This is a genomic window from Variovorax sp. P4_D9 (assembly GCF_056401695.1).
This window is the reverse complement of record NZ_JBFUIU010001384.1, coordinates 1-1,521: the sequence shown is the minus strand read 5'-3', so window position 1 is coordinate 1,521 and position 1,521 is coordinate 1. Positions and strand designations below refer to the sequence as shown.

The following is a 1,521-nucleotide window of genomic DNA, read 5'->3' as shown; positions in this document are numbered from 1 at the left end:
GTATCAACATCGCCGCGCAGCAGGTGCTGCAGGCCCTCAACTTCGACGTGGACCGCTCGGCGCTGGTGTCCAATCTCCGCGCCGCGAAGAAGCAGATGGTCGAGATCGCGGGCGCGGTGCTGCACGACACCAAGGTCATCATCTTCGACGAACCGACGGCCACGCTGACGCCCGAGGAGAGGGACTATTTCTTCAAGCTCGTCAAGGAACTCCAGTCGAGGGGCGTGGCCATCATCTTCATCACCCACGCGCTGGAGGACGCACTGGCCATCAGCGACCACATCACCGTGCTGCGTGACGCGAGGCACGTAGTGACGGACGAGGCATCGAAGTTCGACCTCGACCGCATCGTCAAGGCCATGGTAGGCCGCGACCTGTCGCAGACGATGTATGGCGCGCACAAGCRGACCCTCAGGGCACCGGGGGAGCGCGTGCTGTCGGTGCATGGGCTGCGGGTGTCCGGCATCGTGCGCAACAACAGCTTCTCGCTGTTCGCGGGCCAAGTCACCGGTGTGTTCGGCCTGGTGGGCGCAGGCCGTACGGAGACCTTCAAGTTGGCTTGCGGCGTGATCAAGCGCGATTTCCTGCACGGCGGCGAGATCCTGCTAAAGGGCCGGCCCGTGCGCTACCAGGTGCCGACCCAGTCAATCGGCGAAGCCATCGCCTACATCACCGAAGACCGCAAGGTGGAAGGCTTTTTCGTGTGCTCGCCGGCCTTCGGCAACACCTGCTGCGACGTACCATCGCGGAAGGAAACGGTGACGACGGCATCGTCATGGGCCTGAGCTGCTGTCACACGCCGCGGCGATATTTGCGTCGTCTGCGGATGTAGAGTTGTACTCGAAATTAATGACTTGGAACAATCGGCTGATCGGGGACAAAACATTCGCAAACAGACCTCCGGTGTTCCGTGCGGCCAAGCAGAGGTCTTGCTGTTGCTTGCAGCCAATGCGAATCCGCAAACTCGGCGCGATGCGTTTGCCCCAGAGGCCTTCAGGGGTGTCAAAAGTTCCGAAGACTGAATCCCCAAACGTTGCTTTTCCATCCAGCTGTGAATACAACGCAGTGCGTTAAGCATCATGTGGCGGCTCGACACGCCACACTACGTGTCAAACAATTGAGCTTGCAGCGTTTACGGCGCGCCGCGCGGTGACCTGCGACCGCGCCGTGAAATTTTCAGGCGGGTGATGCTCATCGGGCATGCGCTGTCGCCGGACCGCGTGGTCATCACGAGTGGCTGCACGGAAGCCGTGACCCTCGCGCTGACCTCCGTTGCCAAGCCTGGCGGCACGCTTTTGTACTCAGGTCGGGTTTGCAAGCACCATTCGCATAACGGTTTCGAGGTTGAATTTAATTCTAGTTGCCAAGGCATCTCGGCTAGTAAAGTCAAATCCAAAAAGCACTCGACCGGTGTAGCGATTATTCAGATAGTAGAACCCGATCGCGGCGATAGTAATGCATAACTGTGTCGCGTCGACCCCCTTTCTGAACTCCCCGGTTTCGACGCCGCGCTGCAGGATC

1 protein-coding gene and 1 pseudogene are annotated in these 1,521 nt (G+C 59.9%); one reads left to right on the top strand and one right to left on the bottom strand.

Going from position 1 to position 1,521, the window contains the following annotated elements; genetic code table 11:
• A partial coding sequence (locus AC1DY5_RS55200; RefSeq protein ID WP_478122625.1) for a sugar ABC transporter ATP-binding protein occupies positions 1-785 on the top strand: 785 nt, incomplete at its 5' end.
• Positions 786-1,301: 516 nt separating this feature from the next.
• On the opposite strand, the pseudogene AC1DY5_RS55195 reads toward AC1DY5_RS55200, so the two are convergent.
• A pseudogene (locus AC1DY5_RS55195) lies at positions 1,302-1,521 on the bottom strand (TetR/AcrR family transcriptional regulator); the annotation flags it as partial.